The following is a 13,569-nucleotide window of genomic DNA, read 5'->3' as shown; positions in this document are numbered from 1 at the left end:
CACTGGAATTTTTGTTTCAATATTTGTACATTAGCCATGTATCTGAACAGATACATTATTAGTATAGAAATTGTCTATCAAAGATTCTTTCATTCAGAGGGTAATCTTTGTCAAAAAGCAAAGTGATTGTGTTCTCATGGTCTTTTTGTATTTTTATCTGTGATATATCATGAAATTCTTTGTAATCTGATACTACAAGTGCTGGACGGTTTTTTGTGTCGTTAATGTCAATTTGTACGATTGTATCGTTTGATATTAACGCTCCATTCCAATGCCTTGGGTAATAGCTATTGATAGAGGTTAATGCAAGTAAATTTGAATTTAGCGGCAAGATTGGGCCACCGGCAGAGAAGTTATATGCAGTGCTACCTGTGGGAGTAGATAATATTACTCCGTCCCCTCTAAATTTTTCTACTTTTAGCTTATCATTAATAGTGATATTCATTTCTACTATTTGGTTTGCTTTTCTAAAAACATATACCTCGTTTACCGCTATGTAGTGATACCTCTTGCCACTTGTGTCTGTTGCTTCCATTTTTAGCAAAGTTAACTGAGTTGAAGTTGCATGTTCTATATGATCAATTAAATCTTCACTGCGGCTAAAGCATTTATTCATCAAAAACCCAACATTGCCGGTATTTACCCCATACACATGCATGTTTTTATTTTCTATAACGTAATTATGCAAGGTGAGTAGCATAAAGCCATCACCGCCAACAACTATCAATAGATCGATTTCGGACTTATTTTCTTCTGTTATATTGATAAAATTAAGTTTCTTTAATAGTTTAGATACTTCCTGCGATTTTGGTGATGGAGAAGCAACATAGCCTATATTTTTGTATTTATGCATGCTTCAGTAAACTCTCTAAAACTTAAAGAGGAGGAGAATTAGAAAATGCTTCCATATTTATCGTTAAACTTAGCTAATTTGCTAGTTTTACTTGCTAACCCGCTTGTCAAACTTCCAGTCCATGCAGGGTGAGTAAGAGGATCTCTATCAAGTTTTACCCTATCTCCCTCCTTTCCATAAGTGGAACGAGTTTCAAACTCTTGACCGTCTGTCATAACTATAATAATTTTATGATAATTCATTGTTGTTTATAAACTTTTAGTCAGTTAACATTCTAGTGAACTTAATTCACTAAGTCAATCATTATTCTAAAATATTGACAAAAAATAAATAAAATGTTATACTTAATAAGGAATAAGTAATAATTATCATGATTTTCGCTTTCCCTGGTCAGGGCTCTCAGTTTGTAGGAATGGGCAGGAGCTTATATAGTGAGTTTTCTGTTGCAAGACAAGTATTTAATGAAGTAGATAGCATATTGGATGGAAAGCTGTCTCATTTAATCTTCAACGGTCCTATTGAAGAATTAACCATTACAGAAAACGCTCAGCCAGCTATAATGGCAGTATCAATTGCAATGCTACGTGTTATGGAGCATGTGTTTGGCAAATCTCTTTTCACTGATCACAATGTTAAATATGTTTGTGGGCATTCAGTTGGCGAATATACAGCGCTGTGTGCTGCAGGAGCGTTAACGCTTGAGTCTGCAATCAAGCTGCTGAAAGTTCGCAGCGAAGCAATGCATAAAGCTTCACTGAAATGTAAAGGCGGAATGGTTGCGTTGCTTGGAGCAGAGATAAATGAAGTGGAAGATATATTGAAATCAGTTCAAATTGACGGAATTTGTGAAATTGCAAACGATAACAGTGGCGGACAAGTGGTTATAAGTGGCACTAGAGAAGCTCTTGAAATGTTACCCGATTTATTCAAAAACTCGAGTGTGAGGAAACTAATTAAATTACAGGTTAGTGGGCCTTTTCATTCATCTCTTATGAAACCTGCTGATGAAAAAGTTTTGGAGTTTTTGAAGGGTATTAAAATAACCCGTCCTATAGTTCCTTTGATATCAAATGTTACAGCTAAAGAGGAGAGTGATCCCAAAGTTATAAAAACTTTACTCGCCAAGCAAGTTGTAAGCAGAGTGAAATGGAGAGAAATGGTTTTGTATATGTCAAGCCGTGGCATTAACAAATTTGTTGAAATTGGCCCTAATAAAGTTTTATCTAATTTGGTCAAAAGAATTGACCAATCTATCAGTACAAAAAATATAGATAGTATTGGTGATATTGACAGCTTCTTTAATGAATCATTAGTACTAACAGCGAAAAATTTAAAAGTTGGATTAAGTTAAAACACATCTATTTGATGTCATTCCGGTGCATAACGCTGCCTAGCTGGAATGACAGAGGGTAATGCAAGAAATCAACGAACTGCCTGTCATTTCGTTTGGTTTTTTAATTCCAAGTAGCTGTAAAATAGTAGGGGCAATGTCAGATAACCTTCCGTCTCTTAGTTTTAGATTATCGCAAGACACAATAAATGGCACTTTATTTAGAGTGTGTGCTGTGTGAGGTGTATTATTTTCTTCATCGAACATACATTCCACATTACCGTGGTCTGCAGTGACAATTAATGCGGTGTTGCTTGACTTTTTAACAGCACTCAGCACTTTCGCAAGACAATCATCTACAGCTAGCACAGCTTTCTCGGCTGCTTTTATATTACCTGTATGCCCTACCATATCAGGATTAGCGTAATTTACAACTATCAGTGCGAATTCTTGGGAGTGAATTTTTTCTACAAGCTTTTCTGTGAGCTCGAAGGCTGACATTTCGGGCTGCAAATCGTAAGTTTGAACTTTTGGTGAGGGAATGAGTATTCTTTCTTCACCAGAGAAAGGTTCTTCTTTTCCACAATTGAAAAAGAAAGTCACATGAGCGTATTTCTCGGTTTCGGCGATACGTAATTGTTGCAATTTATTGTCTGCTATTGTTTGTCCTAGAGTATCAGCGAAAGAAGTAGGAGGAAAAATATGAGGAATTTTGAGATCTTCTTTATATTTCATCATGCTTAGAATTGAAGAGAGTTTTGCTACCTCAATATAGTCTGTTTTGCCTAGCAAAATACTTGCTAATTGTATCATTCGATCAGCACGAAAGTTAGCCAACAGCACTCCATCTTCTGGTTTTATACCTTGATAGTCACCTATTACTGCAGGCCTGACAAACTCATCAGTTATGTTATTTTGATAATTTTCATCAATCAACGATACTGCATTATCATGACGAGGTGCCTTTGCAAATGCGATAGCCTCATAAGCTTCAATTGTTCTCTCCCACCTGTTATCACGGTCCATAGCATAGTAACGCCCAGAAACAGTAGCAATTCTTATGTAATTTCCCTTTATACTCTTTATAAATTCTTGAATGCATTTTTTTCCTGAATTTGGCAATGTGTCTCTGCCATCTAAAAATGCATGTATCACCACTTTGATTCCATGCTGTGATATTTTATTTGCTAAAGTTGAAATATGCTTTTGATGCGAATGAACACCGCCATCTGACACCAATCCCACTAGATGGCATATACCATTCTTACTTTTTAGATCATTAATAAAACTTTGTAGATTTACATTGTTTTCTATTGTTCCAATCTCTTGATTAATGCGCTGAAGGCTTTGCATTACTACTCTACCACTGCCAATATTCATGTGGCCAACTTCTGAGTTACCTATCTGACCACCAGGTAACCCAACATCAGTTCCACAGGCGGATAAACTGCATTTTGGATAATTAGAGCTAATGTATTGCCAACAAGGTGGATTTGCGTTGCTAATAGCGTTGTATTTATTATTCTCTATTCCATTTCCCCAGCCATCTAGTATACATAAAACCACTGATTTAATGTTCATATAAAATCAACACTAGAATTTCACAGAGAAACGCTCCCCGGGCCGGATTCGAACCAGCGACCAATTGGTTAACAGCCAACTGCTCTACCACTGAGCTACCGAGGAATAAACCGTTTTTAATTTACCATGTTGAACGTTGGTTGTAAACGTTTTTTGTGTAGACTTTAAGTCCAACTGGTCACAGAAACGAAAAAACTTACTTGACAAACTCCGCCAGCCCCCTTATTGTAGTATTAAGAGTATTTCTGACTCAAAACTTGTTTTTGATCCGCGCGGGTTCAATAACAAAAATTCAGTAAAAAACTTGGAGTATCTATTGGCGGATTACATAAAATTATAGCGGCTGCATGTCTTTTTAATTTTTTCTACATTCAGCCAAATCGCGCTTATTTTAAGCGTTAGCACATTATTACAGCGCCAATTTAAAGTATTAGAGGGTCAAAACTCGCACCACGGGGCTTCTTTGCCTTTTTTTTTATTTGGTAAATTTTTTAACGTTTGTGGCTAAGCGACAGCCGTCATCCCGCTGCTTGTTAGCGGCTGAGATACCGCGAATGAATCGCGGTATGACGGTTCGCAGAGGCATGACGGTTCGTGGCAGCACGATAAGCTCGTCATCCCGCTGCTTGTTAGCGGGATCTCTTGTTAGCGCCGCGGCGGTATATTTGTCATCCCGCTAGCGGGATCTATGTTGAGAGATACCGCGGCGGTATGACGGTTTGTGGCGGTATGACGATAAGACACAAAGCCTAATGGAAAAAACTGCGAACGCCAGTGAAAAACATAGCAATTTTATTTTCATTTGCAGCTTTTATCACATCTTGATCTTTTAGCGAGCCACCGGGCTGAATTATAGCTGTAATTCCATGTTTTGTGCTTTCTACTATGCTATCTGGAAATGGGAAAAATGCATCTGAAGCAAGCACCGCACCTTTACATTTTTCACCTGCTTTTTTCACTGCAATGTTCACACTATCTATTCTGCTTGTTTGCCCTGCGCCGATGCCAATAGCACAACCATCTTTTGCTATAACTATTGCGTTGGATTTCACATGCTTACATATTTTCCAGGCAAAAATAAGATCTTTTTTTTCTTTGTCTGTTGCAGTGCATTCTGTTACTTGTTCTGCTTTTATTGTGTGGTCATTATTTTCTTGCACCAAAAACCCACCAACAACATTTTTAGTTTGGTATTTCACATTTTGTTGAAAAGATTTATGAATAATCACTCTTAAATTTTTCTTTCTTTGTAAAATTTTTAGTGCCTCATTGTTTACCGATGGTGCTATCACTACTTCTAAAAATATCTCGTTTAATTTTTCCGCTAGCTTTAAATCTATCTCCCGGTTTAAGGCAACTATACCACCAAAACTGCTTACTTCATCGCACGATAGAGCTTTTTCATATGCCTCCAAAGCATTATTACCAATAGCAGCGCCACATGGGTTATTATGCTTGATTATCACTGCTGCAGGTTCTTCGAATTCAGAAGTTATGTTAAGTGCGGATTCTATATCTACTATATTATTATAACTCAACTCTTTTCCATGTAGTTTTTCCAACGGATATTCTGTAAATTGATTACTATAAAATGCAGCTTTTTGATGGGGATTTTCACCATACCTGAGTTCTTGTACTTTATGCCCGTATAGAGCAAAAAACTCTGGTAACTCATTATTTTTACTCTGGGATAAAAACCAACTGTGAATATTAGAATCGTAGTGTGCAGTGAGAGCAAATGCTTTGGTTGCTAAGTGTTTTCTATATTCCAATGTTGTTTTATTGTTATTTTCTATCATCTCAGCTTTCAGTGCTTCATAGTCTTGAATGCTAGAAATAACTGAAGTAAAACGAAAGTTTTTTGCTGCAGCTCTAATTAATGCCACTCCGCCGATATCAATTTGTTCTATAATTTGCTCTTCATTTGAGCTGCTACTTACTGTCTCCCAAAATGGGTATAGGTTAGTTATAAGCAGGTCTATTGGCTCAATTTCTAGATCTTGCACTTCCTTTTTGTGCTTTTCTCGATCATAAAGTATTCCTCCATGAATTTTAGGGTGTAAAGTTTTTACTCTACCACCCAGTATCTCTGGAAATTGCGTATAATCTGATACTTCTTGCGTTTTTATTCCGGCATCAGATAGTGCTTTATAAGTATTTCCTGTTGAAAGAATTTCTATTTGTTGCTGCATTAAAAACGATGCAAGATCAATTATATTCGTTTTATCATATACCGATATTAAAGCTCTTTTGATTTTCATTTTTGTACAGAAAATTTTATAAGATTATATCTAAGAAAAGGAAATTTAGCTATTACATTTCTACACTAATTTAAAGCAGTCTATTCTATAAATTTTTTTACCATGCTTGATTTCAAGCCACGAATAAAATCTTCAATACTGCAAGGATTTCTCCCTTCCATTTGTACAACTTTAGGAATTAAAGTGCCACCTTTTAAACTTATGTGCATATTATCGTTAACAATCTTACCTTGTTCTGAAGCGAGAGCTTCAAAGTCAGCATCAAGTATCCTGATACGTTTATTTTCTATCTTAATGAATGCTTTTGGGTAAAACGCTTTAACCTTTCTATAAGCAACTTCACAGGCATCACTTGCATAAATTTTATAGTCTTCCACTTTGTTAGCGTAACATGCATCGTTATCGTTCTGTTTTAAGAGAAGCTGTTTTTCAATTTCGTTTAGCACTTCCAGCAGTAAATCACTGCCTAATTCAGACAATTTATCATGCAATGTCTTGTAATTATCGTTCTTTTCGATAAGAAATTTTTCCTGTTTTAAAATAGGGCCGGAATCTAATCCTTCATCCAGTTGCATAATGCTAACCCCGGTTTCTTGATCTCCTGCTAAAATTGTGTGCTGTATCGGGGCTGCACCACGCCACCTTGGTAGTAATGAAGGATGAATATTAATACAACCATATTTTGGAATATTCAAAATTTCTCTTGGAAGTATCAATCCATACGCAGCTACAACTGCAACGTCTGGTTTGAAATTTCTAAATTTTTCTTGCTCTGCCGAAAACTTTAGAGAGATAGGAGTACATACCTCTATGTTACTTTCTTCAGCGATAACATGTACTGGAGATTTCGTTGGCTTCTGTCCACGCCCTGAAGGTTTTGGAGCCTTGGTGTATACTGCTACTATTTTATTCTGTGATTTCAATAGTAAGTTTAGCGTACTAACAGCGAATTCTGGTGACCCCATGAAAATAATTCTCATGGTGTCTTTGCTTTAAGAATTCTCTGCTAATTTACCACTTACAGCTTCTACTAATTTGGCAAAATCATCCTTATAATTAACGGCCATCTCAGCAAGAATCTTTCTATTTAAATCAATGCCGGCAAGTGTAAGACCATGCATAAACCTACCATAAGTAAGCCCATGCTCTCTTACTGCTGCATTAATACGTATTATCCATAAACCACGAAAATCACGTTTACGATTTCTTCTGTCTCTATAAGCATATTGCAGTGCTTTTTCAACTCTTTGTAATGCAATTCTATAACAACTTTTTGCGCGCCCTCTATAACCCTTTGCCAGTTTCAATATTTTTTTATGACGAGCGTGAGTAGTGACTCCACGTTTTACCCGAGCCATTTTATTTTACCTCCATTTTATTAAATACCATAAGGCATATAAAGCTTAACTATACGCGAGTCAGATTTACCAAGAATCGTTGTACCGCGCTGATTACGAATATTAGATTTACTTCTCTTTACCATGCCATGCCTTTTGCCTGACTGAGTAGAAATGACTTTACCCTTAGCTGTAAGGTGAAAGCGCTTTTTGACAGAGGATTTGGTTTTTAATTTTATTTTCTTCATATTCTAAACAAATTTACAAGCACTACTATTGAGTTCTTTAATAGTAATTAAGTAGTAGTATAAATAATTTTATTAAAGAATCAAATTAAAATTGTATATTAAAGGAGTTTAAAAGTAATTACGCCCAATATATGTGTTATACCTTCTTTATTCCCAAGTGGCAACAATACTTGCCTCATTTTAACACTTTCACTTTCTTCCTCTTCGTTGATTGGACATTTACTCTCTATTACAGTATCAAGTTTATCAATGACTGCATCTATTTTATATAGTCGCAAAAATGGTGCATCAATTGCATACTTATTATCAATACGCGTCTTGTTCTCAAAACCATAGAATTCAACAGCCTTTTCTCCTGCATTTTCGCAAATATAACCTTGATCTTTGACTTCAATGATAAAACAATGCTGCCATGACTCCATTATTTCTGCAGTGTCTATTTCATGCCTTTCTGGCCAATCTCTGTCTGATCCTTTTATGTCATTCCAGTGTTGAGTCACCACATTTGCTATTCTTTTTTCTTTGCCTACATAAATTTCCATTCCAATTTCCACATATAAAACACAGATATGAGGTAAATTTATCGTGAATATATTGATTTTTTCTTACCACAAGGTGCATGTCACTAGAAGTTCTGAGATCTAGAGAGTGGTATTGATTTTATTTCCATTACAACTTATTATTTATAGATAACCTCAATAAAAACGATGAAGCTAAACGAAATCAGAGAAAGATTTATAAAATTTTTTGTAAATAATGACCACGAGCAGGTTTCTTCTTCTCCTTTGATTCCAGAACATGACCCAACGCTCATGTTCACAAATGCTGGTATGGTGCAGTTTAAAAATATTTTTACTGGTGCTCAAAAAACTGAAATGAAACGTGCTGTCTCAAGTCAAAAGTGCCTAAGAGCAGGCGGTAAACACAATGATCTGGAAAATGTTGGCTATACAACTCGGCATCACACATTTTTTGAAATGCTCGGAAATTTTAGCTTCGGTGATTACTTTAAGGAAACTGCGATAGAATTTGCGTGGGAATTTATCACTAAAGAGTTATCTCTTGATAAAAACAGACTATCCATAACCGTCTACCATACTGATGATGAGGCGTACGAGATTTGGCGTAAGATAAGTGGCTTTTCAAGTGATAAAATCATAAGAATTACAACGGATGATAACTTTTGGAGTATGGGAAGCACTGGTCCGTGCGGTCCATGTTCTGAAATTTTTTATGACCATGGGAGTCCTAATTTACAAGAGGGCGATAGAATTGTTGAAATCTGGAATCTGGTATTCATGGAGTTTAACAAAGATGAAGAAGGTAATTTACACAAATTGCCAAAAAAATGCATCGATACTGGAATGGGTCTTGAAAGAATAGCGGCTGTTATGCAAAACGTCCATGATAACTATGATATTGATTTATTTTCTGCTTTGATAAATAAATCTCAAGAGTATTGTGGAAGAACAGAAAATAAAATAGCGCATAAGATCGTAGCAGATCATCTTCGCGCGGCTGCATTTCTCATCGCAGAAGGAGTGCTTCCTGGAAATGAGGGCAGGAATTACGTATTACGCAGATTAATTAGGAGAGCCACACGTTATATTCACCTGCTTGGATATAATGATTCCCTACTCCATCGTATTTTTCCAGTGTTGATAGATAGCACGAGTTCGGCTTATATGGGAGCTGAATTAGTCAGAGCTAAAAGCTTAATAGAAACGACGTTAAAATCAGAGGAAGAAAACTTTAAAGACACTTTGATGAAAGGCATTAGTCTATTGGAAAAATTCACTGCAGATTTAAAACCAGGTGACACTCTGCCTGGAGAATTAGCGTTTAAGCTATATGATACTTATGGATTTCCTTTGGATATTACACTTGATATTTTAAAAGAGAAAAAAATAAATTTTGACCAGAAGGGTTTTGATGATGCAATGGGAGAACAAAAAGAGAGAGCACGTGCTAAATGGGCTGGATCTGGTGAAAAATCTGTTGAGCAAGTATGGTTTGATTTGATCGATAAATTTGGCAAAACAAAATTTGTTGGTTATGAGTTCAATGAAGTAAATGATGCGAAAATACTAGCTATAGTTTCCTCTAAAAATGAAGTAATTGATTCTGCAAAGGAGGGAGAAAAGATAACCATTATACTTGATAAAACACCTTTTTATGGCGAGTCAGGTGGACAGGTGGGAGATACTGGCAGTCTGATCAAATCTGATAGAAGTATTATTATAGTCGAGAATACCAATAAGGTTAATGACCTATATTTGCACAGATGCATAGTTAAGTTCGGTTCAATTTGTAAAGGTAACACAGTTGCAGCAAGCATTGACAAGGAAAGAAGGCAAACCTTAAGAAGAAATCATTCAGCTACACACCTTTTGCACTTTGTATTGAGAAAAATCTTGGGTGACCATGTCACTCAAAAAGGTTCCCTAGTTGCACCGGATAAGTTACGATTTGACTTTAGTCATAACACTCAAGTTACTCAGGATCAGCTATTCTTAGTAGAAGATATGGTAAACTCTCTAATCAGAGAAAACCTTTCTACGTCTACAAAAATTCAGAGCATGAATCAGGCAATAGACGAAGGAGCTATGGCGTTATTCGGTGAAAAATATGGCAACCAAGTAAGAGTAGTGAAGATTGGAGATTCAAGAGAACTGTGTGGTGGCACGCACGTTGAACATACTGGAGAAATTGGTTTATTTAAGATAGTAACAGAAAGTTCTGTTGCTTTTGGAGTGAGAAGAATTGAAGCTTTAACTGGTCAGGAAGCAATCAATTATGTACGTGATAATGAAATTAACTTAAAAAAAGTTGCAGAATTCGTAAAAGCACCAGCAAGTGAAATAATAAACCGATTAAATATTTTAAATCAAGAGCGCAAAGAATCTGAAGCTAAAATAAAAAATTTATATAAAAAACTTATAAGCGCAGAGAGCATAAAAAGCACTGAAATAAATGGAATAAATTTTGTAAGTCATGCTTTTACCAATATTCCAGCGAATATAATAAGAGAGTTTGTTTTGCAGCAACAAAAACCAAAAACGATAATAGCTTTCACGGCAACAGAAAAAGATAAAACAGTCTTGATTATTAAAGTAAGTAAAGACTTAGCTAATAAAATTAGTGCAAAAGAACTAGTATCAATAGCAGTTGAAAAAAATTGTGGTGGGAACGCTGAACTTGCACAAACAGGCTGTGATAGCAATAAAATAGATGATGCCATTACAGCCATTTGTAGCAAAATAGCAGCTTCTAAGCACTCTACGTCATACCACCACGAACCGTCATACCGCCGCGGCGCTAACAAGCAGCGGGATACTTAACCATCGTCTACACCGTCATACCGCGATTCATTCGCGGTATCTCTTAGCCGCTAACAAGAGATCCCGCTAACAAGCAGCGGGATGACGAATTACTATGCCGCCGCGAACCGTCATACCGTTGCAAACCGTCATACCGCAATTCATTCGCGGTATCTCTTAGCATAGATCCCGCTAACAGGTAGCGGGATGACGGTTGTCAGGCTAGCTGTCATCCAAGTAGCTCGACTACTTGGATCCAGGAAAAAGAATGGTGTCATGAAAGTAGCTGACACTGATTCCTTTATGATGGTGTCATCCCAGTGCCCAGACACTGGGATCCAGGAAACTTAATTGCAAGTAATGCATTGGATTTGGTGAGTATGGGTTTTGCGTTATAGAATGAAGCACTTTTGGTGAATTTATAAAGAAAGCTGGATCCCAGTGTCAAGCACTGGGATGACAAGGTATAAACCTTATCGTCATGCCGCCGCGAACCTTCATACCGCGATTCATTCGCGGTATCTCAGCCGCTAACAAGTAGCGGGATGACGGTTGTCGTTTAGCCATAAACATTAAGAAATTTACCAAATAAAAAAAAAGGCAAAAGAAGCCCTGGGGTTATTATCCGCTTTAAAATATTGGCGTTTTTTATGTTTTAAACGCTTGACAAGCGAAATTCAGCTGCTTTTAATTGCAACTAACTTACGCTGCAAACGTTTAAGAAATTTACTAAGCAGAAAAAAAGACAAAGAATCCCCGAGTTAGCTAGTCTTTTACTATCTCTGTCGAGTATTGGCATTTTTTGATGTCTTGTAACGCTTTATAAGCGCGTTCAGCTTATTTAGATAAAAATCTAGATGTAGATGAAGTTTTGTAAAGACATACAGTATCTATATACTGCAAAAAATTGAACATAAGACGCCGATACATTAAGTAATCCTTACCTTTTAATCTGCAGATTGGCGAAAGCAAATACAATAGCTTCAGTTTCATGATAAGGGGCTAGCGGAGTTTGTCAAGGAATTCTTATTAAAACTAAAGAGCTCAAATGAAAGGAGGTAAACTCTAAAGTATACATTTAGTAGCGCTTTCTATGAGAGAAATCGTATTACCTATTCCGTAAAGCTTTATGAAAGATCCCATTCTTGGACCGGTTTTTTGGCCAAGTAACGTTTCATATAATAGCTGAAACCAGTCACGTAAGTTGGTGTAATCATATTTTTTTCCAATAGAAAATACCTGAGATTGAATTTCTTCAGCAGTAGCAGTTGTAGATAGAGAATGTAAAGTGTCCTTCAAATCTAGTAACGCTGCTTTTTCTTTTTCATTTGGAGTTTTATATGATTTTGTTGGCTTGATAAAATCGTGATAATACTTTACTGCGAAGTCTGAAAGTCTATCAAGCATTTTATTATTTTCTGGTGTAACGTTTGGTGCATAAGAGGATATAAAACCCCATAGGATCTCTTTGTTTTCAGCATTACAAGCTGCTGCTAGGTTTAAAAGTAGTGAGAAATTTATGCCTGAAGTTTCTATACTGGGAACATTGCCCTGGTGAATGTGCCAAGCAGGATTATTTATATCCTTTTCTTTGTTCTCATGATAACGCTTTACAAATTCTAAATATTCATCAGTTGATTTTGGTATCACATCAAAATATAAACGTTTAGCTTTTTTAGGACTCTGAAAAATGTACAATGCTAAGCTCTCTGTTGGTGCGTAAGTTAGCCACTCTTCAATTGAAATGCCATTTCCTTTTGATTTTGATATTTTCTTTCCTTCTTTATCAAGGAAAAGCTCGTAGCAAAACAGAAGTGGTGGCTTTTCTCCAAGTATTTCACATATTTGACTTGAAAGCACAGCAGATGGAGTTAAATCTTTTCCGTGAGCTTCGTAATTTACTCCAAATGCGGCCCACCTCATTCCCCAATCAGGTTTCCATTGCAGTTTACATTTTCCTTTTGTCACTGGAACTTCTATTTTTTCCCCGTTTGGGTCTTCATATGTGATTGTTCCTTTCTCTGTATTTGTTTCAATTACTGGAACTTGTAAAACTTGAGAAGTTTTTGGGCATATTGGCAAGAATGGACTATAAGTCTGCTGTCTTTCTTCCCGAAATGATGGAAGCATTACGTCCATCACTTTATCATAATTTTTCAGTAAGAGTAAAAGTTTTTCATCGTAAACGCCAGATTTATAACACTCTGTTGCACTCCTGAACTCGTATTCAAATTCAAACATATCAAGAAATTTACACAACAATGAATTCATATGATGACCATAACTCTGATGAGTGCCAAATGGATCAGGTATCATAGTCAATGGTTTATTTAAGTGCTCTCTTAGCATCTCTTGATTTGGCACATTATCTGGTATTTTTCGCAAACCATCCATATCATCTGAAACTGCAATGATTTTGGTTTTTATACCAGGAGCTATTTTTTTTAATGCATTTACAATAACTGTAGTGCGGAAAACCTCTCCAAAGGTTCCTATGTGGGGTAAACCAGAGGGTCCATAACCAGTTTCAAATATTATTTCTTTTTTATTAGGAAACTCTTGCAATATTTTTTCTGCTTCTTGAAATGGCCAACTTGTCATTATCGGGATTAAATAATGTATCTTAACTTAAAGTGCTA

At 36.2% G+C, this 13,569-nt stretch carries 11 protein-coding genes and 1 tRNA gene; 2 read left to right on the top strand and 10 right to left on the bottom strand.

Annotation, left to right across the window (positions count from 1 at the left end; translation table 11 throughout):
• Window positions 1-58 precede the first annotated feature (58 nt).
• Window positions 59-853: an NAD kinase gene (locus ABWU32_RS07355; protein ID WP_353278635.1), complete on the bottom strand. Its 795-nt coding sequence runs from the start codon at window positions 851-853 to the stop codon at window positions 59-61.
• A gap of 38 nt (window positions 854-891) precedes the next feature.
• On the bottom strand, window positions 892-1,095 hold the full coding sequence (gene rpmE / locus ABWU32_RS07350) for a 50S ribosomal protein L31 (RefSeq protein ID WP_007548602.1): 204 nt from the start codon (window positions 1,093-1,095) through the stop codon (window positions 892-894).
• Window positions 1,096-1,223: 128 nt separating this feature from the next.
• On the opposite strand from rpmE, the gene fabD reads away from it, so the two are divergent.
• A complete protein-coding gene (gene fabD, locus ABWU32_RS07345; RefSeq protein WP_353278633.1) occupies window positions 1,224-2,204 on the top strand; it encodes an ACP S-malonyltransferase in 981 nt (326 codons plus the stop codon).
• 39 nt (window positions 2,205-2,243) lie between these two features.
• Here fabD and gpmI read toward each other — a convergent pair whose 3' ends face one another.
• The 7 genes from gpmI to ABWU32_RS07310 all read right to left on the bottom strand — a co-directional run bounded on the left by gpmI (window position 2,244) and on the right by ABWU32_RS07310 (window position 8,152).
• Complete coding sequence (gene gpmI, locus ABWU32_RS07340) at window positions 2,244-3,764, bottom strand: 2,3-bisphosphoglycerate-independent phosphoglycerate mutase (RefSeq protein ID WP_353278631.1); 1,521 nt, start codon at window positions 3,762-3,764, stop codon at window positions 2,244-2,246.
• 33 nt (window positions 3,765-3,797) lie between these two features.
• Window positions 3,798-3,869, bottom strand: a tRNA-Asn gene (locus tag ABWU32_RS07335).
• A gap of 644 nt (window positions 3,870-4,513) precedes the next feature.
• Window positions 4,514-6,025 carry a bifunctional phosphoribosylaminoimidazolecarboxamide formyltransferase/IMP cyclohydrolase gene (gene purH, locus ABWU32_RS07330; RefSeq protein WP_015589256.1) on the bottom strand — a complete coding sequence of 504 codons (1,512 nt, stop codon included), beginning with the start codon at window positions 6,023-6,025 and terminating at the stop codon, window positions 4,514-4,516.
• An 80-nt stretch (window positions 6,026-6,105) separates the two neighbouring features.
• Complete coding sequence (gene fmt, locus ABWU32_RS07325; protein ID WP_015589255.1) at window positions 6,106-7,005, bottom strand: methionyl-tRNA formyltransferase; 900 nt, start codon at window positions 7,003-7,005, stop codon at window positions 6,106-6,108.
• Window positions 7,006-7,017: 12 nt separating this feature from the next.
• Window positions 7,018-7,383, bottom strand: a complete 366-nt coding sequence (gene rplT / locus ABWU32_RS07320) for a 50S ribosomal protein L20 (RefSeq protein WP_015589254.1) — start codon at window positions 7,381-7,383, stop codon at window positions 7,018-7,020.
• Between the two features lie 20 nt (window positions 7,384-7,403).
• Complete coding sequence (gene rpmI / locus ABWU32_RS07315; RefSeq protein WP_015589253.1) at window positions 7,404-7,610, bottom strand: 50S ribosomal protein L35; 207 nt, start codon at window positions 7,608-7,610, stop codon at window positions 7,404-7,406.
• Between the two features lie 98 nt (window positions 7,611-7,708).
• Window positions 7,709-8,152 (bottom strand): PAS domain-containing protein, encoded by a 444-nt coding sequence (locus tag ABWU32_RS07310; RefSeq protein ID WP_015589252.1) that lies wholly within the window; start codon window positions 8,150-8,152, stop codon window positions 7,709-7,711.
• 165 nt (window positions 8,153-8,317) lie between these two features.
• Between ABWU32_RS07310 and alaS the strand changes: the two genes are divergently transcribed.
• Window positions 8,318-10,951 carry an alanine--tRNA ligase gene (alaS, locus tag ABWU32_RS07305; RefSeq protein ID WP_141457239.1) on the top strand — a complete coding sequence of 878 codons (2,634 nt, stop codon included), beginning with the start codon at window positions 8,318-8,320 and terminating at the stop codon, window positions 10,949-10,951.
• A 1,044-nt stretch (window positions 10,952-11,995) separates the two neighbouring features.
• Here alaS and ABWU32_RS07295 read toward each other — a convergent pair.
• Window positions 11,996-13,531 (bottom strand): lysine--tRNA ligase, encoded by a 1,536-nt coding sequence (locus tag ABWU32_RS07295; protein ID WP_015589250.1) that lies wholly within the window; start codon window positions 13,529-13,531, stop codon window positions 11,996-11,998.
• Between the last annotated feature and the right edge of the window lie 38 nt (window positions 13,532-13,569).

Origin of the sequence: Wolbachia endosymbiont (group A) of Udea olivalis (assembly GCF_964028365.1) — a bacterium.
GTDB classification, from domain to species: domain Bacteria; phylum Pseudomonadota; class Alphaproteobacteria; order Rickettsiales; family Anaplasmataceae; genus Wolbachia; species Wolbachia pipientis.
The sequence above is the reverse complement of the archived record's forward strand: the minus strand, read 5'-3'. Positions and strand labels throughout refer to the sequence as shown.